This window comes from Halalkalirubrum salinum (genome assembly GCF_005543295.1).
Taxonomy (GTDB): domain Archaea; phylum Halobacteriota; class Halobacteria; order Halobacteriales; family Haloferacaceae; genus Halalkalirubrum; species Halalkalirubrum salinum.
In genome coordinates this window covers 1-1404 of record NZ_SRSG01000062.1, presented here as the reverse complement: position 1 = coordinate 1404, position 1404 = coordinate 1, and the positions used below count along the sequence as shown (strand labels likewise).

Annotated in this window: 1 protein-coding gene; it reads right to left on the bottom strand. The window is 55.0% G+C overall.

Annotation, left to right across the window (positions count from 1 at the left end; translation table 11 throughout):
• Positions 1–13 precede the first annotated feature (13 nt).
• Positions 14–1318 (bottom strand): IS4 family transposase, encoded by a 1305-nt coding sequence (locus tag E5K03_RS17025; RefSeq protein WP_138008042.1) that lies wholly within the window; start codon positions 1316–1318, stop codon positions 14–16.
• Between the last annotated feature and the right edge of the window lie 86 nt (positions 1319–1404).

Here is a 1404-nt window from a genome sequence, read left to right as displayed (position 1 = left end):
CATTGGTCTTTAGCTAAGCCTCAGCAGTCGGTTGGATGGTGGTAGCAAGCCGTTCTTGGAGGATTGGTCGCTGCTTGTGGATCTTTTGAGCGTCTTCGATCAGTCGTTGTAGCAGTGGCGGCGGTGAGTAGGCGAGATATTCCCTCAGTTCACGGAGGATGAGCTGGGCGTGCGACCGAAAGGTCGCCGCCCAGCGTTCCGGTGGGAATACGATCCCATCATCAGCGTGTTCAATGACCAGATTGAGCAAATCACGACTCACGACCAAGGATAACAACGCTGCGTACAGCAGAATTTCTACGATGTGCTTCTTTGTCGTGTCGAACTCGTCCAGTCCGTATTGTGTCTTCAACTCACGGAACAACAGCTCTACTTCCCATCTACATCGGTAGATCGTCGCTAGATCGGCCGGAAGAAACTCATCCCGAGACAAGTTCGTGATATACAGATGGTAGTCGTCGGCGTCCTCGTTGCGGACGCCGACGACGCGGAACCGTTTCGTATCATGTGACTGCGTGCCCGCGTACTCTCGTCGGTCAAACTCAACCTCAACTTCCACGTCGATGTACTTCCGGGAGAGATCATCTACGATGTCGAAAATTTTCTTGCCTTCCAAGGGAATGGCGCGGCCGCGCCATTCGCGTAATTCCTCCGTTACAACCGGGTTCGAACTCTTTTTCAGTCGGCTTACGAAGTAGCCGTCGTTCTCGTCGATCAACGCGAACCGCCGGTACTTGAAGTAGGCGAGGTCGAAGATCGCTAGCCGTCCTTCTAGCCATGAACCTGTCTTAAACAACGTGCTGTCGTGCGTTTTCTCGTCTGTGACGCTGAAGTGTTCGACTGTCTGATCGGTGACGTTGTGGAGCAGATGGAGCTTCGCTCCAGCCTGCTCCTCGTGACGTGCTTTGTACTCTTCAGAGAGCAACTCGTGCAACCGCAAGACCGTTCCATCAGCAATCATCACGTCTCGAAACCGGTCGAACTCCTCAGAGACGGTGTGAGGGACAGCGACCTCGTCGAAACCATATTCGACGAGGTCGCGGAGATACTCTGCGAGCGTCGGCGTCAACCGCTGATAGAAGCCGCCCGGAGAAAGCGACTCGTCAGCAGTAGAGTTGTAGGTGCGTCTGAAGGCCGCAAGCGTTCGGCTTTCGCCTGTGGCGAAGCCGAACGCGAACGACCAGACAAGTGGCGGGAGCTGAAGCTTTCCCTCTCGCTCGACCACGCCGACAGCCTCGGCGTGGTCTTCGAGTGCTTCAGAAGGAAGGAGGTTAGTGAGATGACGTTCAATGTGACGTGAGGAGGGTTCTGTGTGCACAGCTGAAGCCTCCTCATTCCTTCCGAAAAGGTGTCCCGATAAGCCGCCGCTGTCATGCGGTTCTTCGCTTAGCTAAAGACGGATGA